This is a genomic window from Musicola paradisiaca NCPPB 2511, assembly GCF_000400505.1.
GTDB lineage: Bacteria > Pseudomonadota > Gammaproteobacteria > Enterobacterales > Enterobacteriaceae > Musicola > Musicola paradisiaca.
Genome location: NZ_CM001857.1, coordinates 2,385,675 through 2,408,181 on the forward strand (window position 1 = coordinate 2,385,675; position 22,507 = coordinate 2,408,181).

The following is a 22,507-nucleotide window of genomic DNA, read 5'->3' on the forward strand; positions in this document are numbered from 1 at the left end:
TGCCAATCGGGGTTAGCGCCCCGATTGACTATCAGCCGACCAAACCGATGACTTTCAAGACCAGATAACCGACTACCGCAACAACGAGCGGCAAGATGTACAACGGAAAAAATTGCAGAAAAACGGTATGCCGGGGGAGCTCGACACGGGATTCCAACTCCTCACGAGTTTTCCCCTCCTCGCCTTTCGCCTTTTCCAGAATTAACTGATCTTCCAACCCTTCACGAATATGCTTTACCTGACGAGAAAGACGCGCGCCGGAAACTTGTAAAGCCAGACCCAAAAAAATCAAGAGATAGACCGCCCAGAACATAAGTGTTGTGCTGGCGGAAAGACGCCCAAAATCCGGCACCGGTGAATTGAACCAGAGCACATTCAAAAATGGCGTATTAAAACGCAGCACCTCTACTACCAAGTGCAGAAAATCCTGCAGGACACCATTGATGCCTTGCGTTTTCTCAGTAAAGGTATGAACGAGATTTGCCAATGAAATCACTGTCGAAAGCAGAGCCGGGATAAAAAGGATCCAACCCGCGATGCGTTTAAACACCGCAATGCGGCCAGCCTGTTGATACGTCATGAGTTCCCCTTGTGCGCAACGTCGTGGAAACGTTACCGGTCGAGACAGAAAATAAGTGTATTCAAACCCGATAGCAGGGTACTTCAGGTTTATGAAGAGTCAACTTTTCTTTCCTACTATAGATAGGCTTCGACACTCAACGCATCAGCGCTAGCCTGGTGTGCGTTCCGGGGACAAAGACAGGAAATGGCGAGATTAGACGAATAGCGAAAATACCGGCCTAACCGGCCGGTATTCTGACATCAATCAGAGGAAATCTGCACGTTTCGGCGAGAAAGTATCGATAAGCACGCTGCCATCTTCCAAAGAAACCACACCGTGGATCTCGCTTTTCACCGCCATATAGGCATCGCCCGTTTTCAGAATGCGTTTTTCGCCTTCAATCTCTACTTCGAAACTACCGGCCGCCACGTAGGCTATCTGGTCATGAATGTCATGCTTGTGCGGAGTGCCGATCGCGCCTTTGGCAAAATGCACGCACACCATCATCAGGTCATCGCTCCAGGTAATGATCTTACGCTTGATGCCACCGCCCAGTTCTTCCCATGGCGTATCGTCGTCAATAAAGTACCTTCTCATTTTTTCTCCTCAATATTGTGTTATGTGTTCGCCTTGATACCCTCAGGCAACAGGACAAGACAAGTACCGACATTCTAGTAACATCAGGACCAGACGAAACATAAAATAAGTAAAACCATGACGCCCCTCAAGAAATAAATAAAACATTATTTCATTTTTATTGAATTCGCATCTCAACCACACTACTATCGCGCCATATACGAAAGAACCGGGCAGTCAGGGCCTGGTGACATTGTCACTGCCACGCGATGTTTCCTGCCCTGCCCGGGGCTTTCCTTCCCGAGCCCTCATCCGGTTCAGTCTGGAAGCAAGGAGCGATCATGCAAGTTCGTCAGAGTATTCACAGCGATCATGCCCGTCAGCTTGATACGGCCGGGTTACGCCGTGAATTTTTGATAGAAAAGATTTTTGATGCCGACGCCTGCACCATGACGTATAGCCACATCGACAGAATCATCATCGGCGGAGTGATGCCGGTTCATCATGCTGTAACGTTAGGAGAAGATGTTGGACGCCAATTGGGCGTCAGCTATTTTCTGGAACGACGTGAACTGGGCACCATCAACATCGGCGGCGACGGCATCGTTACCGTTGATGGGCAGGACTATGCCGTTGGGCACGAAGAAGCGCTTTATATCGGCCGTGGAGCCAAAGATATTCATTTTCGTAGCCTGAATCCGGACTCACCAGCCAGGTTTTATTACAACAGCGCCCCTGCCCACACAACCTACCCAACCCGCAGAATTACTGCGGCGCAAGCGTCACCCCAAACGTTGGGCGATAACGCCACCAGCAATCTTAGAACCATCAACAAATATATTGTTCCTGATGTCTTACCCACCTGCCAGCTCACTATGGGTCTAACCAAACTGGCAGAGGGCAACCTCTGGAACACCATGCCATGTCACACGCATGAGCGTCGGATGGAAGTCTACTTCTACTTTGACATGGACGAAGAAAGCGCCGTGTTTCACATGATGGGTCAGCCTCAGGAAACCCGTCACATTCTGGTGCATAACGAACAGGCCGTGATTTCTCCCAGTTGGTCGATTCACGCAGGCGTAGGCACCAAACGCTATACCTTTATCTGGGGCATGGTGGGTGAAAATCAGGTTTTTGGCGATATGGATCACCTTAACGTTAGCGAACTACGCTAACAGTGATAAGCCGGAGCTCCGGTAATCCCTACAGTAACAGCACGCGACGAATAATGTCGTTCACAGAGAGATTAAAGCTATGATTTTAGATTCATTCAATTTACAGGGCAAAATTGCTCTGATCACAGGTTGCGATACCGGTCTGGGTCAAGGTATGGCGATCGGGCTAGCCGAAGCAGGCTGTGACATTGTGGGTGTCAATATCGTCGAGCCGAAAGACACGATTGAAAAAGTCACCGCTCTGGGCCGTCGTTTTCTCAGCCTGACGGCTGACATGAGCGATGTCTCCGGCCATGCCGCTCTGGTGGAAAAAGCTGTCGCCGAATTCGGCAAAGTGGATATCCTGGTGAACAACGCAGGTATTATTCGCCGCGAAGATGCTATCGAATTCAGTGAAAAGAACTGGGACGATGTGATGAACCTTAACATCAAGAGCGTCTTCTTCATGTCTCAGACCGTTGCGCGCCAGTTCATCAAGCAAGGCACCGGCGGCAAAATCATCAATATCGCGTCCATGCTGTCCTTCCAGGGTGGTATCCGTGTTCCTTCCTATACCGCATCCAAGAGCGCGGTTATGGGGATTACCCGCTTGATGGCTAACGAATGGGCGAAACACAACATCAACGTCAATGCCATCGCGCCAGGCTATATGGCCACCAACAACACCCAGCAGCTGCGCGCGGATCAGGATCGCAGTAAAGAAATTCTGGATCGCATCCCGGCCGGTCGTTGGGGTTTGCCGCAAGACCTTAAAGGCCCTGCAGTATTCCTGGCATCAAGCGCCTCTGATTATATCAACGGCTATACCGTTGCCGTAGACGGTGGCTGGCTGGCTCGCTAAGTTAGCTTCAATATTTTTTCGTGATAGAAAGCACAATCCTGGATTGTGCTTTTCTTTTTTCATCAATAAGTTACCTATTTCCTTCTTTTTCCACGCTGTTTCCAAAATTCCTCTGAAAAATTTTAAAACAACGTTCCGACCCTGATCACACTTTCGATATTGAGCACATGACGAGAGAGTTAGTTGGGCAATATAATCAATCAAAACAATGTTTCTATTTATAAGGAACTGACCGTAAGGTTCCTAAGAAGGTACTCCATGAGTATTTTTTCGGATTTAAACACCAGCAGAAAATGGCAAATAGAGCGATGGTTATCTGCCATTAATAGTCATATCGAAAAAGTTCAAACCTGCGCTCAAAGCGTTGTAAATCCAACGCCATTATTTGCTGATGGTTTTGATGTCAAAACATTGACGCCGGTCGTCTGGAAATTTCCAGATGGTCATGACGCCCCTATATCTAATTTCGCCAGTCAACAAAATTGGTTGCGTCTTTTAATTTCCATGAGCGAAGTCACAGAAACGGAAAAATACCGTCAATCTGCATTTGAACAGTGCCGCTATTTCCTCAACCATTTCGTTGATGATAAAAGCGGACTTTTTTTCTGGGGCGGGCACCGTTTTATTAATCTTGACACATTAAGCAGCGAAGGGCCGGAATCAAAATCGCTGGTGCATGAATTAAAACACCATTTGCCCTATTACGAATTGCTATTAGATCTTGAACCAGAAAAAACGCTGAATTTTATTCAAGGGTTCTGGAATGCACATGTGGAAAACTGGGAATCCTTGGATCTGGGGCGTCATGGCGATTACGCAAAAGTTCGCGATCCTAACGTCTTCACCCATGTGCGCCATGATGTAGTTGATCCCTCTCGCTGGCCGGAACTGCCGCTGACTAAAGGGTTGACGTTCGTCAATGCTGGCACGGATCTGATTTACGCAGCCTTCGCTTATACGCGCCATACCGGAGACCCGCAAGCGGCAGCATGGGGCAAGCATCTTTATCGTCAATATGTACTGGCGCGTAATCCGGAAACCGGCATGCCGGTATACCAATTTAGCTCGCCAATTCAACGCCAGCCCGCACCCGCAGATGACAACCAGACACAATCTTGGTTCGGCGATCGCGCTCAGCGCCAGTTCGGGCCGGAGTTCGGCGCCATTGCCCGCGAGGCTAACGTACTATTTCGCGATATGCACCCGCTACTGGCGGATAACCCGCTCGCTATGCTGGAAATTCTGCGGCGCCAGCCGGATCACGAAATGCTGACCTGGGTGATCACCGGGCTCAAAAACTACTACCAATACGCCTATGATGCCGACACCAATACGCTGCGTCCTATGTGGAACAACGGTCAGGATATGACGGGTTATCGTTTCCAGCGTGACGGTTATTACGGCAAGGCCGGCACCGAGCTCAAGCCCTTCCCCATCGAAGGGGATTATTTGCTGCCGCTGGTGCGCGCTTGGCGTCTGAGCGGAGATAGTGAGCTTGACTCGCTGATCTCCACACTGTTGTCCCGGTTGGAAAAGCAGGGTATACATCAAGCCGCTTCGCCATTTTTATTATTGGCGGTTATTGAGCTCGCCGAAGAAAAACAGTCGGCACAGTGGGCGGAATATGCCTGGCAATTAGCGGAAATTCTGTTTAACCGTTATTTCCATCACGGCTTGCTGATGCGTTCCGAACATCATCGCTATATACGGCTTGACGATCCATTCCCAGCGATTCTGCTTACACTGATTGCTGCTTGCAGAAATAAATTGAGCACGCTTCCCACCATTCTGACACAGGGGGGATATGTACATGGCGATTTTCGCATCAATGGACAAAGCAAGGTCATATACGACGTTGAGTTTATTTACCCAGAATTATTGACTCATTGATTTTTTTATTTTTTAAGATTCAACATTACTAAAGTAGGTAGGCATTATGAATGAAAACAGAATGCTGGGGTTAGCCTATATCTCCCCTTATATAATAGGGTTGATAGTTTTTACCGCTTTCCCCTTTATTTCATCGTTTGTGCTCAGTTTTACTGAGTATGATTTAATGAGCCCCCCCACATTCACCGGTCTTGAGAATTATCACCGGATGTTTATGGAGGACGATCTTTTTTGGAAATCCATGGGAATCACGTTCGCTTATGTATTCCTGACCATACCTCTTAAACTGATTTTCGCGCTGTTAATTGCATTTGTACTGAACTTCAAACTGCGTGGTATCGGCTTTTTCCGTACCGCTTATTATGTACCGTCTATTCTCGGCAGCAGCGTAGCGATCGCCGTGTTGTGGCGCGCATTGTTCGCCATCGACGGGCTGCTCAACAGCTTTATCGGCGTGCTCGGGCTCGACCCGATTAACTGGCTGGGTGAACCGGCGCTGGCGCTGATGTCCGTCACCTTGCTGCGCGTCTGGCAGTTTGGTTCCGCCATGGTGATTTTCCTCGCCGCACTGCAGAATGTCCCGCAGTCTCAGTATGAGGCCGCCATGATCGATGGCGCGTCAAAATGGCAGATGTTCCTGAAAGTGACTGTACCGTTGATTACACCGGTCATTTTCTTCAACTTCATCATGCAAACCACACAGGCGTTCCAGGAGTTCACCGCACCCTACGTTATTACCGGCGGCGGGCCGACCCATTACACCTATCTGTTCTCGCTCTATATTTACGAGACGGCATTCAAGTATTTCGATATGGGCTATGGCGCTGCCCTTGCGTGGGTTCTGTTCCTGGTTGTTGCCGTCTTTGCTGCGATTTCCTTCAAATCGTCCAAATACTGGGTGTTCTATTCCGCCGATAAGGGAGGGAAAAATGGCTGATATTCATTCACCAATGTCTGCGCAGGATATTGCTGCGGAAGAAGTTCGCCGCACATTGCGCCGGGAAAAAATCAACGCCGGGATTCGCTACGTCATTCTGCTGGGTGTCGGCATCCTGATGCTCTACCCGTTGGCGTGGATGTTCTCAGCTTCATTCAAGCCCAACCACGAAATTTTCACGACGTTGAGCCTGTGGCCAACGCACGCAACTTGGGATGGTTTTATCAACGGCTGGAAAACCGGGACCGAATATACTTTCGGTCACTACATGATCAATACCTTCCAGTACGTGATTCCGAAGGTGGTTCTGACGGTGATCTCTTCCACTATCGTGGCTTACGGCTTTGCCCGGTTTGAGATTCCATGGAAGAACTTTTGGTTCGCCACACTGATTGCCACCATGCTGCTCCCCAGCACCGTACTGCTGATCCCGCAGTACATCATGTTCCGCGAAATGGGCATGTTGAACAGCTATCTGCCGTTATATCTGCCGTTAGCGTTCGCCACCCATGGATTCTTCGTGTTCATGCTGATCCAGTTCCTGCGCGGCGTTCCGCGCGACATGGAAGAAGCGGCGCAGATTGACGGCTGCAACTCCTGGCAGGTGCTGTGGTACGTCGTGGTACCCATTCTGAAACCGGCCATCATTTCCGTTGCGCTGTTCCAGTTCATGTGGTCGATGAACGACTTTATCGGTCCGTTGATTTACGTCTACAGCGTCGACAAATACCCCATCGCACTGGCCCTGAAAATGTCTATCGACGTGACGGAAGGTGCACCGTGGAACGAAATTCTGGCAATGGCGAGTATCTCCATTCTGCCGTCCATCATCATTTTCTTCATGGCTCAGCGCTACTTCGTTCAGGGCGTGACCAGCAGCGGAATTAAAGGTTAATTGAGGATTTATCATGGCTGAAGTCATTTTTAATAAACTGGAAAAAGTTTACTCCAACGGATTCAAAGCTGTTCACGGTATCGACCTGACGATCAAAGACGGTGAATTCATGGTGATCGTCGGCCCATCCGGCTGTGCAAAATCCACCACCCTACGCATGCTGGCGGGTTTGGAAACTATCAGCGGCGGGGAAGTTCGTATCGGTACCAAAATCGTCAATAATCTGGCGCCCAAAGATCGTGGCATCGCCATGGTGTTCCAGAACTATGCGCTCTATCCGCACATGACCGTGCGCGAGAACCTGGCCTTCGGGTTGAAGCTCAGCAAGCTGCCCAAAGACAAAATTGAGGCGCAGGTCAACGAAGCCGCCAAGATCCTCGAACTGGATGAACTGATGGATCGCCTACCCCGCCAGCTTTCCGGCGGTCAGGCTCAGCGTGTGGCGGTAGGCCGTGCCATCGTGAAAAAACCGGACGTGTTCTTGTTTGACGAACCGCTGTCCAACCTGGATGCCAAATTGCGCGCATCCATGCGTATTCGCATCTCCGATTTGCACAAACAGCTGAAAAGGAGCGGCCATCCGGCCACCAGTGTCTATGTAACGCACGACCAGACCGAAGCCATGACCATGGGCGACCGTATCTGCGTGATGAAACTGGGGCACATCATGCAGGTGGATACGCCGGACAATCTCTATCACTACCCCAAAAACATGTTTGTTGCAGGCTTTATCGGCTCTCCGGAAATGAACATCAAACCGGGCCAGTTGACCGAAGATAACGGCCAGATCAGTCTGAAAGTCGGCCATTGCAGCATGAAGCTCAACCAGAGCAAGCAGGACAAGGTTCGTGACTATGTCGGCAAGGAAATCTGCTTCGGTATCCGCCCTGAGTACGTCACCGTTTCCGAATCACCGTTCGACGGCGAACATTTCCAGGGTGAACTGGTGCGTGCTGAAAACATGGGCCACGAATTTTTCATGTATATCAAAGTTGACGGTTTTGAATTAACCAGTCGCATGCCTTCCGACGAAGCGCGTCTGATCATCGCCAACGGTCTGAATCGTCAGGTGTATTTCCAGTATGAAATGGAAAAATGCCATATTTTCGATGCAAAAACAGAACAAAATATCTCACTCTGAAAGGAGCTATAACCAATGAAAAAAGTGATCCTACGTACCTTAATTGCATCCTCTCTGGCGTTGATGGCTCATCAATCCTTCGCGGCCGATCAGGTCGAACTGCGGATGTCCTGGTGGGGCGGCAATGGCCGTCATCAGGTCACTCTGAAGGCCATTGATGAATTCCAGAAACAATATCCGAATATCAAGGTGAAATCGGAATACACCGGTTGGGATGGTCATCTCTCCCGTTTGACCACTCAGATCGCGGGCAATACTGAACCAGATGTGATGCAAACCAACTGGAACTGGTTGCCGATTTTCTCCAAGAACGGTGATGGCTTCTACGATCTCAACAAAGTCAAAGATGTGCTGGATCTGACTCAGTTTGATGCTAAAGAGCTGCAAGCGACCACCGTGAACGGCAAGTTGAACGGCCTGCCGATTTCCGTGACAGCCCGTGTGTTCTACTTCAACACGGAAACCTGGAAGAAAGCCGGTCTGACCTATCCCAAAACCTGGGATGACCTGATCAACGCCGGGAAAGTCTTTAAGGAAAAACTGGGCGATCAATCCTACCCGGTCGTTCTGGAACACCAGGATTCGCTGGCGCTGCTGAACTCCTACATGGTGCAGAAATACGGCATTCCTGCCGTCGATGAGAAGAACAAAAAATTCTCCTACACCGATGCGCAGTGGCAAGAATTCTTCCAGATGTATAAAAAACTGGTTGATGCGCACGTCATGCCGTCAGCGAAATACTATGCCTCTTTCGGCAAGAGCAACATGTATGAAATGAAGCCGTGGATCGCCGGTGATTGGGGCGGCACATATATGTGGAACTCAACTATCACCAAATACTCCGACAACCTGCAGCCTCCAGCCAAACTGGAGCTGGGTAGCTATCCGATGCTGCCGGGAGCAAAAGACGCCGGTCTGTTCTTTAAACCTGCACAAATGTTCTCTATCGGTAAGTCGTCTAAACATCCGAAAGAAGCCGCCATGCTGATCAACTATCTGCTGAACAGCAAGGAAGGGACTCAGGCTCTGGGTCTGGAACGTGGTGTGCCGTTGAGCAAGGCCGCCGTCGCTCAATTGCGCAGCGATGGAGCCATCAAGGATAGCGATCCGGCCGTAGCAGGCCTCAATCTGGCGTTGTCATTGCCGCATGATGTCAAAGTATCGCCTTACTTTGACGATCCGCAGATCGTATCCCTGTTCGGCGATTCTATTCAGTACATCGATTACGATCAGAAGTCAGTTGAAGAAACGGCTAAATATTTCCAACGCCAGGCTGACCGTATTTTGAAACGCGCGATGAAAGAATAAGTTTTTACCTTAAATACGTCGAGTGACAGGACAAGGCGCGTTAAGCGCCTTGCAACGCAGCAAGTGAATGAATCCCGATGCGTTAGCTACGGTGAGCAATTCGGGTAAGCGGTCAATCTACCGAGGTTTGAACGCAACTTGCCGCTGTGGCTCAGGGATGGGTCGAATCATACAGCTAACGTACCTGCAACTTAACGTATGACGGGTATCTATATTCGTTTATTTTAAGCCCCGTCTTGATTCGGGGCTTTTTTATTTATTTTGAAACAGAATGAAGAACTTAGCGGATCATCATCACAATTTGAAATCATTTTGAAGAAAATATTGTTCATAAAGATCAAGATCACAAAATAAGAGTAAATAATTCATAAAATAGGAACTGTTCTAAAAGAACACATCGATTTTATTTTCTTACTGTGCTTTTTTTCTGTATATATAGGGAAGATACAATGAAACTTAAATTATTAACTCTGGCGATGGCATCGCTGGTAAGCGTCAATGCGTTAGCTGTATCTATCGATTATCGTCATGAAATGCAGGACACGGCAAAAGCGGGTCATAAAGATCGCCTGTCTATTTCTCACCGTTTTGCCAATGGCTTCGGATTATCTTCAGAAGTTAAATGGGCTCAGTCATCCAAAGATTCAACACCGAATAAACCATTTAATGAGCAAGTAAGCAACGGCACAGAAGTTGTCGCCAGCTATGTTTATAAATTCAATAACGTCTTTTCTATCGAGCCAGGTTTCTCTTTAGAATCAAGTTCAACCAGCAACAATTATCGCCCATATATTCGTGGCCGTGCGAATGTCACCAGCGATTTGTCCGTTGCTCTCCGCTATCGTCCTTATTTTAAACGCAATAGTGGTAGTATCGGCTCATCCTCAAGCACCACCGATAAAGGCTATACCCTGACCGGTAATATCGATTACACCTTCTTGAAAGATTATACCATCGGCTATGAACTGGAATATAAAAAAGCCACTGCCGGTGAAACCATTCTTGCTGACAACGATGATTACGATTTTACCCATAACGTGAAACTGTCGTACAAATGGGATAAAAACTGGAAACCCTATGTTGAAGTCGGCAACGTATCGGAAGGTAAAACGACCGATAATCGTCAGACCCGTTATCGCGTAGGCGTGCAATATAGCTTCTAATTGCTGCTGATGAGCGATGCTATTTTTCGCTCAGAAAATTCCCTTCATGGGAATTGAAATACCATCAATTCGTCATTATTTTTTGTGTGTCCTCCCTCAAGGGATATAGATTATTTATTCTTCAGGTAAACATTATTAAAATGATGTTTACCTTTTTTTATCTCTATTATTTCTACTCGTATAAAACGTAACAGGGAGTGTATTTATGCTTATTCGAATGATGATTCCCGGAGCACTGGTGATGTTATTAACCAGCATGAGTCAGGCGCACGCCCTATTTCCGGTTTGGCCACAGGGCGATGCGCCCGGCGCGGCAACATCCTCCACCCAACCGCAAATAGTGGATCGCAGTAAAAATCCCGCCCTGCCCGACCGGGCCGCCACCGGTATACGGCGCCCTGAACTCACAGTTTATCCGGCACAACACCCCAATGGTATTGCCCTGCTGGTGACACCCGGCGGAAGCTATCAGCGCGTCGTGCTGGACAAGGAAGGTAGCGATCTGGCACCGGTATTCAATGCTCAAGGCTACACCTTGTTCGTCATGACCTACCGAATGCCCAATGAAGGCCACCGAGAAGGCGCTGATGCCCCACTGGCGGATGCACAGCGCGCAATCCGAACGCTACGCGCTGACGCGGCTAAATGGCATATCGACCCTCATCGTATCGGCGTGATGGGATTTTCCGCCGGGGGGGCATGTAGCCGCGAGCCTGGGAACCCGCTTCGGACAGCAGGTTTATGCGCCTGTGGATGACATCGATAAGTTCAGCGCACGACCGGATTTCATGGTGCTGATGTACCCGGTTATCTCGATGCAGGAATCGATCGCCCACCCACAATCCCGCCAAGCGGTAGTCGGCGAGCATCCTGATTCGGCACGTGTTCGTGAATACTCGGCAGAAGCTCAGGTGACAGCCAATACGCCGCCGACGTTTTTGCTTCACGCCATGGATGACCCCTCCGTCTCTGTCGACAATACTCTGGTTATGTTTTCTGCACTGCGTGCGCATCAGGTTCCCGTGGAACTGCATCTGTTTGAGCATGGTAAACACGGTTTCGGCATTCGCGGCACTAAAGGATTACCCGTAGCCGCATGGCCCCAACTGGTCGATAACTGGATCCAATCCCTGCCGACAAACACAAACTGACACGGCCACCTCATTGAACACCGTTCCGGCCCGCCTTAACAACGACGGTTATCAACGAAATAAGGGTTAAAATATAGCTGGTTACACGCCCGCATCTTTTTCTGCCCGGGATGTTTTCATATACTGTATAAAATGACAGTTTTTGAGAGATTTCATGACCGCGGAAGGCCACATCCTGTTCGCTGTAGCCAGCGCTATTTTCGCTAAAAAAGCAGAGCTCTCGCCATCACTGGCGGTTGGCGATTGGTGGCATATCATTCCCGCCGCGATACTGACATCGCTATTGCCCGATATCGACCACCCCAAATCTGTTTTGGGTCAGCGTCTAAAATGAATTTCTGCGCCGATCGCCAGGCTGTGCGGCCATCGGGGATTTACCCATAGCCTGCTGGCGATTGTCGCCGGGTTGTACTTCATCCGTACACGTTTGCCCGCCGATTGGCCGATCCCGCCGGATGTCTATCACGCGATGATCGTCGGCTACCTGAGCCATATCGTCGCTGATATGTTGACTTCCGCCGGCGTACCTTTGTTATGGCCCTGCCGTTGGCGTTTCCGCTTGCCGATCCTTAATAGCGACAAAGGAAATCAGCTAGAGCGCGTTCTCTGCGTCGGCCTGATCCTGTTCATGCTATGGCAACCACAGCAGCCACTCGAAAACTGGCGCTACCCACCCTCGCTCAAAACGTTGCACTCCATGGGCTTACAGCTTCATCAGTTGCTGTCGCCCCAGTCCTGAAGACATATAGCAATCGGCTATTATTCATTTAGTTATATGCATAACGAAGATATAAAAGAACTGCTATTCTGGCGCACCGGCCATGCCGTATCGGTTCATCATTCGGCTTGATGCACTACTCATTACCACCCAAAAAGAGAGACAAGGGATGAATTTTCCACTGACAATCAACATTATTGTTTTTGGTGTGCTCCTGTTCGCACTGGGCTTCTTTGGAAGTCAACGCTGGAGCTTGTCCAGAAAAGTTCTGACGGGGCTGGTTGTCGGCATTCTGTTCGGGCTGGCGCTACACCTCATCTACGGGGACAACAACCCGGTAGTTAAACAGTCGATCCTCTGGTTCAATATCGTCGGCAATGGCTATGTCCAACTGCTGCAAATGATCATCATGCCGTTGGTTTTTGTTTCGATACTGAACTCGGTGGCAAGATTGCATTCCGCTTCTTCGCTGGGAAAAATCAGCCTGCTGACGTTGGGGATACTGCTGTTCACCACCGCGATTGCCGCACTGGTAGGGGTCTTCGTCACGCATCTGTTTGGTCTGACCGCTTCCGGGTTGGTACAAGGCGTACAGGAAACCGCTCGCCTCAGCGCCATCCAGAACAGTTATGTGGGCAAGGTTGCCGATCTGTCCGTTCCCCAACTGTTGCTGTCGTTTATTCCCAAAAATCCGTTTGCCGATCTGACCGGCGCCAACCCTACCTCCATCATCAGTGTGGTGATTTTCGCCGCATTTCTGGGCGTGGCTGCGTTGCATCTGCTGAAAGATGATGCGGAGAAAGGCCAACAGGTACTGGGCGCTATCGATACGCTGCAATCATGGGTAATGAAGCTGGTCCGGCTGGTGATGCGTCTTACGCCTTATGGCGTGATGGCGCTGATGACCAAGATGGTCGCCAGTTCCAATCTGCAGGATATCCTGAAACTTGGCGGTTTTGTCGTCGCATCCTATCTGGGGCTTGCGATGATGTTCGGCGTCCATGCCCTGCTACTCGCCCTGAACGGTATGAATCCCGCGCGTTTCTATCGCAAGATCTGGCCGGTACTGACGTTCGCCTTCACCAGTCGCTCCAGCGCAGCCACCATTCCATTAAGCATCGAGGCGCAAACCCGCCGTATTGGCGTACCCGAATCCATCGCCAGCTTTGCAGCTTCGTTCGGCACAACCATCGGACAAAATGGCTGTGCCGGACTCTACCCGACCATGCTGGCGGTGATGGTTGCGCCCACGGTCGGTATCAATCCGCTGGATCCGGTATGGATTGCCACACTGGTCGGCATCGTGACGATCAGTTCGGCCGGTGTCGCCGGCGTAGGCGGCGGCGCGACATTTGCTGCACTGATCGTCCTGCCGGCTATGGGATTACCGGTTACGCTGGTCGCCTTGCTGATCTCCATCGAACCGCTGATCGACATGGGCCGCACGGCGCTTAACGTCAGCGGCTCAATGACAGCCGGCACCATTACCAGCCAGTTATTGAAGCAAACCAATAAAGAGGCCTTTCTCAGCCCGGTTGACTCAGCGCTAGCACACAAGTAATGCCCGGTGCCGAACACATGGATGCCGATGGCCTACGCTATCGGCATTTTTATCAAAGTTTGGGAGCGGTATCGTATTCCCGGCAGCTCTGGAAACCTTTGTTCATCACGTGGCCGGTTTCATCAAAGCTGACGAAATAGTATTGCGTTTTGCCATCCTGCGTACCAAGGACATAGGTATTGCAACTTCCGCGCGCGTAAATCATCTGAGATTGGCTGGACGCCGGCCCGGCAATCCGATTCACGTCCTGCTTGCTCATGCCTTTGCTTACCTCTTTTACCACCGGCTTGGTGAAATAATTTTCGGCACGATCGTAAGCCGTACACCCTGCCAGCCCTATCGTTACCGCTACCGTACACATCAGATAACCATGCTTTTTCATCATTTATTCCTCTTGTTGGTTCTACGCGCTTTCCAGGCAGGCGCTGCCATCTTGACGACAGCGGCAAATACTCATGGTTCTGCGGAATCTATAACCGCCAAACAGCAATGCGTCAGCGATGCAAACCGTGGCAAGACGCTGGCCTAAGGGTAGCTATGCGTTTTCTATTTTTCAAAGCAGTGATATTGGCGATGGCTGGTGATAAAGCCTTCATTCTCGCGGCGATCGCCACGACAAAACTTGCGCTTTCACCGCGCGAAAATAAACTCTACACTCTGTCAATTAAGATATTTATTCTGTTGCATCAACAGGTTCAGGAGGGGGTAGCATGTCACTACAGCAAGAAATCATTAGCGCGATGGGAGTAAAACCCGTTATTGATCCGGCTCATGAGATCCGCGTGAGCGTTGATTTTTTAAAGAATTATCTGAAGGCCAATCCGTTTGCAAAAAGTCTGGTGCTGGGGCTCAGCGGCGGACAGGATTCAACGCTGACCGGGAAATTATGCCAGACGGCCATAACTGAACTCCGCCAGGAAACCGGGCGGGAATATCAATTTATCGCAGTACGTCTGCCTTATGGTGTTCAGGCGGATGAGCAGGATTGCCAGGATGCCATCAATTTCATCCAACCTGATCGCGTCTTGACCGTCAACATCAAGCCGGCGGTGGATGCCAGTGAAGCCACGTTGCAGGCCATCGGTATTGAACTTTCTGATTTTGTGAAAGGCAATGAAAAAGCCCGTGAACGAATGAAGGCCCAGTACAGCATCGCAGGAATGAACGCCGGGCTTGTCGTCGGTACCGATCACGCCGCCGAAGCAGTGACTGGTTTTTTCACCAAATATGGCGACGGCGGTACCGATATCAACCCCATTTTCCGTCTTAACAAGCGCCAGGGGAAAGCACTGCTCAAGCTGCTGGGTTGCCCGTCTCACCTCTATACCAAAGCGCCGACGGCCGATCTGGAAGACGATCGCCCTGCGCTACCGGATGAAGCCGCATTAGGCATTACCTACGAAAAAATCGACGATTACCTGGAAGGAAAACAGCTTGAGCCGATAGAGGCTGCAATTATCGAATCCTGGTATCGCAAAACTGAGCATAAGCGTCGCCCCCCCATCACCGTGTTCGATGATTTCTGGCGCTAAACATCACCCGATACAGACATCGAGCGGATGCTGCGGCATCCGCTTTTTATTCTCCGACGACGCAACCACGGCATACCGCATGACATCACAGAAAGCCACCCTTGCCGGACTTCTCGCCATCCTGCTTTGGAGTACATCCGTCGGCATCATTCGCAGTGTGACCGAAGTATTGGGGGCGCTAGGGGGCGCGGCCATGATTTATACAGCCAGCGCCCTCTGTCTGTTATTGTCCGGCCATCGTCCCCATATTCGCGCGCGATCGAAGATCTACCTGCTGGTAGGCGGCGCTCTGTTTGTCAGTTACGAAATCTGTTTCTCACTGGCTATCGGCATGGCGGAAAACCGGATACAAGCCATGGAATTGGGAATGATTAACTATCTATGGCCTTGCCTGACGATACTCTTTTCGCTGTTTATCAATCATCAGCGAAGCCGAATATGGTTATGGCCCGGCATCGCGCTATCTATTGCCGGCATACTTTGGGTCCTGAAGGGCGATGGCGAATGGGCTCCCGCATTAATGTGGCGGAATATTCTCACTAATCCACTCGCTTATGGTATGGCATTGGTCGCTGCCGTTGTCTGGGCGCTGTATTGCAATGTCTCTCGCCGATTCGGCGATGGAAAAAGCAGCGTTGTGTTGTTTTTTATCGCTGTTTCCGGCCTATTGTGGCTGCAATATCTGCTTAATCACGCACCGGTATTGGTTTTCTCACCACGGATCCTGCTGGAATTGCTGTTCATTGGTGCATCGACGGCGTCAGCTTATGTGGCATGGGATATCGGCATCCAGCGCGGCAATATGGCGTTGCTGGCGACGGCCTCCTATTTTACGCCGGTGTTGACCACGTTGATGGCATCAGTCTGGCTGCAGGTCATGCCAACACTCAATTTCTGGCAAGGCGTTATCATGGTGACTGTCGGATCCTTGCTATCCTGGTTGGCAACGAGAGAAACCGCAAAGTAATGCAGCGACGGATTCATTTACAAACGCGGGGGGGTTAGCCGCCGATAAAATGCATGTAAAATGCATTTTTTATTGTGACGGACGTAATGACGTGGCTAAATTAACGCCTTCCGGCAAGCGGATTCAACGGGAAATTCAAACGATTACGCATATGGTGGCGTTGTATGAGAAGGCGTTTCCACCCCCTGAATATAGCCCAGAACAATACACCCAGTTGCTGGCTTATGCCGTGAAACGCCTGGAGAAATGCTATTACGGCGAAAATAAGCCCGCCTGCAAGCACTGCCCAATCCATTGCTATCAACCCGCAAAACGCGAAGCCATAAAAGCGGTCATGCGTTGGTCGGGGCCACGAATGCTGATCCATCACCCGATTCTGGCTATCCGTCATCTGATCGACGATCACAAGCCCGTGCCGCCTAAACCGGAAAAACCGTCGCGATAAACCAATGGCGTATCACCCGTGATGAAACCTCATTGATAGCCTGCGTTTTCTTCCACATTGTTCGCCCTGTGCCCTACCTGCTGCGACACGGGTACCCCGAAGGACGCTCTGCGGCTATTACTCTGTGCTGCGATGTGGCGGCGACCAGGCTGACAAGTCACTGTCATCATGCCGCGCCTTTCTTTGACCGATTGGGGTGTCAGTAAAACCACTGATGGCGGTTCTTGGCGTGATGGTAGGCACACTGATGCGGAGCCAGAAGACGAGCGCGGTGTTCATCTCGTGACATCATCTCGTGTCAACGCTATTCAGGACGGATCATCCCAAAGAAAAAGGCCGCTGACGCGGCCTTTTACACTTACTCAGGAAGCCTTGGGGGAAGCGTTCTCCACCCTGCTCTTTAATTTTTGTCCCGGGCGGAACGTAACAACGCGGCGAGCCGTGATTGGAATATCTTCGCCGGTTTTCGGGTTACGTCCAGGTCGCTGGTTTTTGTCCCGCAAATCAAAATTGCCGAAACCCGACAGCTTGACCTGCTCACCATTTTCCAACGCGCGGCGAACTTCTTCAAAAAACAACTCAACTAGCTCTTTGGCATCCCGTTTGCTGAGCCCTAGCTTTTCAAACAGGTATTCTGACATTTCAGCTTTAGTAAGCGCCATAGGTTTAATCCCTCAAGGATGCTTGGAATCGCTGTTTCAGTGCAGCTACGCATTGCGCAACGGTAGCGGCAATTTCCTCTTCTGCCAGTGTTCGAGAGGTATCCTGCAATACCAGACTGATAGCCAGGCTCTTATACCCTTCCGCTACGCCCTTGCCTCGATACACGTCAAACAAGTTTACGCCAACTAACTGATTTGCGCCAACTTTCTTGCACTCAGCCAAAACGTCGCCTGCCGGCACGTTTTCAGCCACTACCACAGCGATGTCACGACGGTTTGCAGGGAAACGAGAAACATCAGTTGCTTCCGGCACAGCACGATCGGCAAGCTTATCCCACAGCACTTCAAACACCACGGTACGCCCGTTCAAGTCCAGTTTGCGCTCCAATTCCGGGTGGATAACGCCCAGATAGCCAATGCGTTTATCCGCCAGATAGATGCCGGCGCTCTGCCCAGGGTGCAACGCCGGATTAGCCTCAGCCCGAAACTCAATGTCTGAAAGTTTACCTGTCAACGACAGCACGGCTTCCAAATCACCTTTTAAATCATAGAAATCAACAGACTGACGTGCCAAATCCCAGTGTTCTTCATACCGTGTACCGGTAATCACACCCGCCAACATCGTATCCTGACGAATGCCCAGATCAGCGGTTGCATCAGGAACAAAACGCAATCCACTTTCAAACAGACGCAAACGGCTTTGCTGACGATTCTGGTTATAAACCACCGCGCCCAACAGACCACTCCACAACGACAGTCGCATCGCGGACATTTCAACAGAGATCGAGCTTGGCAGAATCAATGCGTCCTGTCCCGGATGGATCAGCGACTGAATTTTCGGATCAACAAAACTGTAAGTAATTGCTTCCTGGAAGCCACGATCCACCAGCATGTTCTTGACGCGCTTGAGCGGCAAATCGGCCTCGCGATGTTGCGTCATCTTCAGCGGGGCGTGCGTCGCAATGTTCGGGATATTGTCGTAGCCATAAACGCGCGCGACTTCTTCCACCAGATCTTCTTCAATGTCCATATCGAAACGCCAGCTTGGCGCCACTGCCTGCCATCCTTCGGCGATTTTCGTCACGCTACAGCCCAGGCGAGTCAGAATATCCTGCACTTTCTCATCCGGCACCACATGGCCGATCAAACGATCCAGTTTTTCGCGCCGCAGAGTAATCGTGGCGCGCGCAGGCAGAGTGGACTCACAGGTGACATCCATAACCGGCCCGGCCTGCCCGCCGCAAATATCCAGCAGCAAGCAAGTCGCACGCTCAATCGCCTTGTGCTGCAACGCCGGATCCACGCCGCGTTCATAGCGGTGCGAAGCATCGGTGTGCAGGCCATAACGACGTGCGCGACCGGTAATAGACAGTGGATTAAAATAGGCGCACTCCAGCAACACGTTCTGTGTTGCACCATTTACACCTGAATGTTCCCCACCGAAGATACCGCCCAACGCCAGTGCTTTTTGATGATCGGCAATCACCAATGTATCCGGTTTCAGCGATACATCACTGCCATCCAGCAAGCGCAGCACTTCGCCTTCCTGAGCCAAACGCACCACGATACCGCCCTCCAACCGATCAAGGTCGAAAGCATGCATCGGTTGCCCCAGTTCAAGCAGCACATAATTAGTGACATCAACCACCGGGTCGATGGAACGAATGCCGCAACGACGCAGTTTTTCGCGCATCCATAACGGCGTCGTCGCGTTGACGTTGATCCCTTTAACCACACGTCCCAGATAGCGCGGACAAGCCTCCGTCGCGTCAACCTGAATCGGGAACCGATCCTCGATTGTCGGAGCGACAGGGCTAACAACCGGTTCACTTAGCGCTAACGCATTCAGCACAGCCACATCACGCGCTACGCCGAGGATACCCAGACAGTCGGCACGATTCGGCGTCACGCTGATTTCAATCGTATTGTCATCCAGTTGCAGATAGTTGCGAATATCCGTGCCAATCGGCGCATCCAGCGGCAGCTCAATGATCCCGCTGTGATCGTCGGAAATACCCAGTTCGGAAAAAGAGCACAACATTCCCTCTGACGGTTCGCCACGGAGCTTGGCGGCCTTGATTTTAAAATCACCAGGCAATACCGCGCCGACCGTGGCCACCGCCACTTTCAACCCCTGGCGGCAGTTGGGCGCACCGCACACGATGTCCAGCAGGCGTTCGCCACCAACGTTAACTTTGGTGACGCGCAGTTTATCGGCGTTAGGATGCTGCCCACATTCAACGACTTCGCCGACCACCACGCCGTGAAAAGCACCGGCCACCGGCTCAACACCATCGACTTCTAGCCCAGCCATGGTGATTTGTTCAGATAAGGCTTCGCTACTGATAGCGGGGTTAACCCATTCCCTTAACCAGAGTTCACTGAATTTCATATTGCTATTCCGCCTTATTTAAACTGTTTGAGGAAGCGTAAATCGTTTTCGAAAAATGCGCGCAGATCCGTCACGCCGTATCGCAACATCGTTAAACGCTCCATGCCCATACCGAATGCGAACCCGGAATACACTTCAGGATCAATGCCCACATTGCGCAACACATTCGGGTGCACCATACCGCAACCTAATACTTCCAACCATTTGCCGTTTTTCCCCATAACATCGACCTCAGCCGACGGCTCGGTAAACGGGAAATAGGATGGGCGGAAACGTACTTGCAAATCTTCCTCAAAGAAATTGCGCAGAAAATCATGCAGCGTTCCCTTTAAGTTGGTAAAGCTGATGTTTTTATCAACAATCAACCCTTCCATCTGATGGAACATCGGCGTATGCGTCTGATCGTAGTCATTTCTATAGACGCGACCCGGCGCAATAATGCGAATCGGCGGCTGCTGCTTTTCCATCGTCCGAATCTGCACGCCGGACGTTTGCGTGCGCAAGAGGCGCTTTGCATCAAACCAGAAGGTGTCATGGTCGGCACGAGCAGGGTGATGACCCGGAATATTCAAGGCATCGAAGTTATGATAGTCATCTTCAATTTCAGGCCCGGATGCAACCGAGAAGCCTAGTTCACCAAAGAACGTTTCAATGCGATCGATAGTACGTGTGATTGGGTGTAACCCACCGTTCTCCATGGTCCTTCCCGGCAGCGACACATCAATTGTTTCCGCGGCCAGACGCGCATTCAGCTCCGCACTTTCCAACGCCAGTTTTCTGACGTTCAGCGCTTCCTGTACATCCTGTTTCGCCTGGTTGATCACCGCACCAGCTGCAGGACGCTCGTCGGCAGGCAGTTCGCGCAGTGAGGTCATCTGAAGGGTCAAATGACCTTTTTTGCCCAGAAATTCGACACGCACGTTTTCCAACGTGGCGACGTCTCCGGCCTGTTCTATGGCTGTTCTGGCTTTGGCAACCAGTTCTGCGAGATGTTGCATTGCATTCCTCTTCTTCTGCCTGTATGGCCAACGATCATGATTGGGAAAATAACGGTTTCAGTACGCCGGAACCCCGTTGCGGGATCCGAGGCTCGTTCCAATAAAAAAGCCTCCATTCAGGAGGCTCAGGCGCTATCTTTCGTTTCTTTTCTTACGCGCAAAGCCCCCGTCGTTCAGGCGCTAAAGTAAAAAAAGAAACGGAAAATAGCAGTGTTCATACTTGCGTTACCTTGTCGTTATCATTCTGGTTGAAGATATACTTATTCTACATTGTCTGAAAGACAAAAATCTGAATCAGAACAATAAATTCAGTCTAGTGAAAACGAAAAGAGGGAGACAAGCCCCCTCTTTCATCTGACTTACGCCAGAGCCAATTTCGCTTTTTCAACCAGAGCGGTGAACGCTACTTTGTCGAATACGGCGATATCAGCCAAAATCTTACGGTCAATTTCAACGGAGGCTTTTTTCAGGCCATTGATGAACTTGCTGTAAGACAAGCCGTTTTGACGGGCTGCAGCATTGATACGTGCAATCCACAGCTGACGGAACTGACGCTTACGCTGACGACGGTCACGGTAAGCATACTGCCCTGCTTTGATGACTGCCTGGAAGGCAACACGGTAAACGCGCGAACGGGCACCATAGTAACCTTTCGCTTGTTTCAATACTTTCTTGTGACGTGCACGAGCAACCACACCACGTTTTACGCGAGCCATATGCTCTCTCCTAAAATCTTATTCTGAATGAAAAGGTTACTTATGCGTAAGGCAGACATGCTGCAACCAAACCCAGATCTCCTTTGGAAACCATGGCTTTCGGGCGCAGATGACGTTTACGTTTAGTCGCTTTTTTGGTCAGAATATGACGCAGGTTAGCATGCTTACGCTTGAAACCACCGCCGGCGGTTTTTTTGAAGCGTTTAGCGGCGCCACGTACTGTTTTAATCTTCGGCATTATTATTTCCACTTCGCATTGTTAATAAAACGAATCAGATAAGGCGAACAAAAACCGCGCCGAACAAGCAGCGCGGTTTGTTACTTGAGAGCCTTACTGTTTCTTCTTCGGTGCCAGCACCATAATCATCTGACGGCCTTCAATCTTCGTTGGGAAGGATTCAACAACCGCCAGTTCAATCAGATCGTCACGAACGCGATTAAGCATTTCGATACCAATCTGTTGGTGCGCCATTTCACGTCCGCGGAAACGGAGCGTGATCTTAGCTTTGTCACCGTCTTCCAGAAAGCGAACCAGGTTGCGTAGTTTGACCTGATAGTCGCCATCATCGGTACCAGGCCGGAATTTGATTTCCTTGACCTGAATAACTTTTTGCTTCTTCTTCTGTTCTTTAGTGGCCTTACTCTTCTCATAGAGGAATTTGCCGTAATCCATGATTCGACAAACTGGCGGTTCGGCGTTCGGGCTGATTTCAACTAAATCGACCCCAGCTTCCTCAGCTCTCTCTAACGCTTCATTCAGGCTGACAATACCGATTTGTTCGCCATCAACGCCTGTCAGGCGTACCTCTTGAGCGCGAATCTCTCTGTTGATGCGATTAGGACGCGCCGGTTGAACTCGTTTTCCGCCTTTAAT

The 22,507-nt window shown here is 50.5% G+C and carries 22 protein-coding genes, 2 pseudogenes and 1 other annotated feature; of the genes and pseudogenes, 14 read left to right on the forward strand and 10 right to left on the reverse strand.

Features of this window, described 5'->3' with window-relative positions:
- Positions 1 to 31 precede the first annotated feature (31 nt).
- On the reverse strand, positions 32 to 580 hold the full coding sequence (locus DPA2511_RS10425; protein ID WP_015853728.1) for a YniB family protein: 549 nt from the start codon (positions 578 to 580) through the stop codon (positions 32 to 34).
- A gap of 246 nt (positions 581 to 826) precedes the next feature.
- Positions 827 to 1,159: a cupin domain-containing protein gene (locus DPA2511_RS10430; protein ID WP_015853729.1), complete on the reverse strand. Its 333-nt coding sequence runs from the start codon at positions 1,157 to 1,159 to the stop codon at positions 827 to 829.
- 320 nt (positions 1,160 to 1,479) lie between these two features.
- Between DPA2511_RS10430 and kduI the strand changes: the two genes are divergently transcribed.
- The 11 genes and pseudogenes from kduI (at position 1,480) to DPA2511_RS10485 (ending at position 13,921) form a co-directional block, all read left to right on the forward strand.
- Complete coding sequence (gene kduI / locus DPA2511_RS10435; RefSeq protein ID WP_015853730.1) at positions 1,480 to 2,316, forward strand: 5-dehydro-4-deoxy-D-glucuronate isomerase; 837 nt, start codon at positions 1,480 to 1,482, stop codon at positions 2,314 to 2,316.
- Positions 2,317 to 2,395: 79 nt separating this feature from the next.
- A complete protein-coding gene (gene kduD, locus DPA2511_RS10440) occupies positions 2,396 to 3,157 on the forward strand; it encodes a 2-dehydro-3-deoxy-D-gluconate 5-dehydrogenase KduD (RefSeq protein WP_015853731.1) in 762 nt (253 codons plus the stop codon).
- Positions 3,158 to 3,415: 258 nt separating this feature from the next.
- Positions 3,416 to 5,047, forward strand: coding sequence for a pectate disaccharide-lyase PelW (gene pelW / locus DPA2511_RS10445; RefSeq protein WP_015853732.1), 1,632 nt, complete (start codon positions 3,416 to 3,418; stop codon positions 5,045 to 5,047).
- A 46-nt stretch (positions 5,048 to 5,093) separates the two neighbouring features.
- The gene (locus DPA2511_RS10450; protein ID WP_015853733.1) at positions 5,094 to 5,984 is read left to right on the forward strand and encodes a carbohydrate ABC transporter permease; all 891 of its coding nucleotides are present in this window, start codon (positions 5,094 to 5,096) and stop codon (positions 5,982 to 5,984) included.
- On the forward strand, positions 5,977 to 6,879 hold the full coding sequence (locus DPA2511_RS10455; protein ID WP_015853734.1) for a carbohydrate ABC transporter permease: 903 nt from the start codon (positions 5,977 to 5,979) through the stop codon (positions 6,877 to 6,879). Before DPA2511_RS10450 ends, DPA2511_RS10455 begins: the two co-directional genes overlap by 8 nt.
- Before the next feature lie 13 nt (positions 6,880 to 6,892).
- Complete coding sequence (locus DPA2511_RS10460) at positions 6,893 to 8,020, forward strand: ABC transporter ATP-binding protein (RefSeq protein ID WP_015853735.1); 1,128 nt, start codon at positions 6,893 to 6,895, stop codon at positions 8,018 to 8,020.
- A 15-nt stretch (positions 8,021 to 8,035) separates the two neighbouring features.
- Entirely contained in the window at positions 8,036 to 9,328 is a 1,293-nt protein-coding gene (locus tag DPA2511_RS10465) for an ABC transporter substrate-binding protein (RefSeq protein WP_015853736.1), read from the forward strand.
- 449 nt (positions 9,329 to 9,777) lie between these two features.
- Entirely contained in the window at positions 9,778 to 10,491 is a 714-nt protein-coding gene (gene kdgM, locus DPA2511_RS10470) for an oligogalacturonate-specific porin KdgM (RefSeq protein ID WP_015853737.1), read from the forward strand.
- A 205-nt stretch (positions 10,492 to 10,696) separates the two neighbouring features.
- Positions 10,697 to 11,642 (forward strand): annotated as a pseudogene (gene paeX, locus DPA2511_RS21535) (pectin acetylesterase PaeX).
- A gap of 154 nt (positions 11,643 to 11,796) precedes the next feature.
- Positions 11,797 to 12,381, forward strand: a pseudogene (locus DPA2511_RS21540) (metal-dependent hydrolase).
- A gap of 148 nt (positions 12,382 to 12,529) precedes the next feature.
- On the forward strand, positions 12,530 to 13,921 hold the full coding sequence (locus DPA2511_RS10485; protein ID WP_015853739.1) for an L-cystine transporter: 1,392 nt from the start codon (positions 12,530 to 12,532) through the stop codon (positions 13,919 to 13,921).
- A 52-nt stretch (positions 13,922 to 13,973) separates the two neighbouring features.
- On the opposite strand, the gene osmE is transcribed toward DPA2511_RS10485, so the two are convergent.
- Complete coding sequence (osmE, locus tag DPA2511_RS10490) at positions 13,974 to 14,306, reverse strand: osmotically-inducible lipoprotein OsmE (RefSeq protein WP_015853740.1); 333 nt, start codon at positions 14,304 to 14,306, stop codon at positions 13,974 to 13,976.
- 325 nt (positions 14,307 to 14,631) lie between these two features.
- On the opposite strand from osmE, the gene nadE reads away from it, so the two are divergent.
- The 3 genes from nadE (at position 14,632) to DPA2511_RS10505 (ending at position 16,865) form a co-directional block, all read left to right on the forward strand.
- Positions 14,632 to 15,453 carry an ammonia-dependent NAD(+) synthetase gene (gene nadE / locus DPA2511_RS10495; RefSeq protein WP_015853742.1) on the forward strand — a complete coding sequence of 274 codons (822 nt, stop codon included), beginning with the start codon at positions 14,632 to 14,634 and terminating at the stop codon, positions 15,451 to 15,453.
- Between the two features lie 79 nt (positions 15,454 to 15,532).
- The gene (yddG, locus tag DPA2511_RS10500; RefSeq protein ID WP_015853743.1) at positions 15,533 to 16,420 is read left to right on the forward strand and encodes an aromatic amino acid DMT transporter YddG; all 888 of its coding nucleotides are present in this window, start codon (positions 15,533 to 15,535) and stop codon (positions 16,418 to 16,420) included.
- A 49-nt stretch (positions 16,421 to 16,469) separates the two neighbouring features.
- On the forward strand, positions 16,470 to 16,865 hold the full coding sequence (locus tag DPA2511_RS10505; RefSeq protein WP_015853744.1) for a nitrous oxide-stimulated promoter family protein: 396 nt from the start codon (positions 16,470 to 16,472) through the stop codon (positions 16,863 to 16,865).
- A gap of 362 nt (positions 16,866 to 17,227) precedes the next feature.
- On the opposite strand, the gene ihfA is transcribed toward DPA2511_RS10505, so the two are convergent.
- The 7 genes from ihfA to infC form a co-directional block, all read right to left on the reverse strand.
- Entirely contained in the window at positions 17,228 to 17,527 is a 300-nt protein-coding gene (gene ihfA / locus DPA2511_RS10510; protein WP_015853745.1) for an integration host factor subunit alpha, read from the reverse strand.
- Between the two features lie 4 nt (positions 17,528 to 17,531).
- Entirely contained in the window at positions 17,532 to 19,919 is a 2,388-nt protein-coding gene (gene pheT, locus DPA2511_RS10515) for a phenylalanine--tRNA ligase subunit beta (protein ID WP_015853746.1), read from the reverse strand.
- A 14-nt stretch (positions 19,920 to 19,933) separates the two neighbouring features.
- Positions 19,934 to 20,917 (reverse strand): phenylalanine--tRNA ligase subunit alpha, encoded by a 984-nt coding sequence (pheS, locus tag DPA2511_RS10520; RefSeq protein WP_015853747.1) that lies wholly within the window; start codon positions 20,915 to 20,917, stop codon positions 19,934 to 19,936.
- A gap of 99 nt (positions 20,918 to 21,016) precedes the next feature.
- Positions 21,017 to 21,140, reverse strand: a sequence feature (Phe leader region).
- The gene (gene pheM / locus DPA2511_RS23445; protein ID WP_133845469.1) at positions 21,091 to 21,135 is read right to left on the reverse strand and encodes a pheST operon leader peptide PheM; all 45 of its coding nucleotides are present in this window, start codon (positions 21,133 to 21,135) and stop codon (positions 21,091 to 21,093) included. (Overlaps the previous feature by 45 nt.)
- Positions 21,141 to 21,276: 136 nt before the next feature.
- Complete coding sequence (rplT, locus tag DPA2511_RS10525; protein ID WP_015853748.1) at positions 21,277 to 21,633, reverse strand: 50S ribosomal protein L20; 357 nt, start codon at positions 21,631 to 21,633, stop codon at positions 21,277 to 21,279.
- Positions 21,634 to 21,673: 40 nt separating this feature from the next.
- Positions 21,674 to 21,871, reverse strand: a complete 198-nt coding sequence (gene rpmI, locus DPA2511_RS10530) for a 50S ribosomal protein L35 (protein WP_015853749.1) — start codon at positions 21,869 to 21,871, stop codon at positions 21,674 to 21,676.
- A 93-nt stretch (positions 21,872 to 21,964) separates the two neighbouring features.
- On the reverse strand, positions 21,965 to 22,507 hold the full coding sequence (gene infC / locus DPA2511_RS22815; protein ID WP_015853750.1) for a translation initiation factor IF-3: 543 nt from the start codon (positions 22,505 to 22,507) through the stop codon (positions 21,965 to 21,967).